This is a genomic window from Stenotrophomonas sp. A3_2 (assembly GCF_036624925.1).
In the GTDB taxonomy this organism is placed as follows: Bacteria; Pseudomonadota; Gammaproteobacteria; order Xanthomonadales; family Xanthomonadaceae; genus Stenotrophomonas; species Stenotrophomonas hibiscicola.
The window spans coordinates 1-312 of sequence record NZ_JAZKVY010000065.1 but is presented as its reverse complement, the minus strand read 5'-3'; the positions used below and the strand labels follow the sequence as shown (position 1 = coordinate 312).

The window sequence follows — 312 nt, the reverse complement described above, 5'->3', positions numbered from 1 at the left end:
GTCAGGACGTTGTCCGTTACCTCGTAGATCAGCGTCTCGAAGCTCATGGCGGTTCCCCTCGCGGTTTTGCGCGCAGGATGCGGGGCGCGCCCGGAAATGCAAAGCCCGCCGGCCTTCCAACACGCGCGCCGCTTGGCGCGGCGCCGCCGGACTTTCCAAGACGCGCGCCGCTTGGCGCGGCGCGCTGGCGGCCCTCATAAGGCGCCATGAATTACGTGGACCTGGCGGTGCTGGGCATCCTGGGGATTTCGGCGCTGCTCGGCCTCTCCCGCGGCCTGGTGCGGGAGGTGCTGGGCATCGGCGCCTGGGCGC

General features: G+C 70.5%; 1 protein-coding gene. It reads left to right on the top strand.

Translation table 11 applies throughout. From position 1 onward, the window contains the following. Positions 1–206: 206 nt before the first annotated feature. Positions 207–312, top strand: a 106-nt coding sequence (locus R5H29_RS22935; protein ID WP_407073510.1) for a CvpA family protein, incomplete at its 3' end; no start/stop codon positions are given.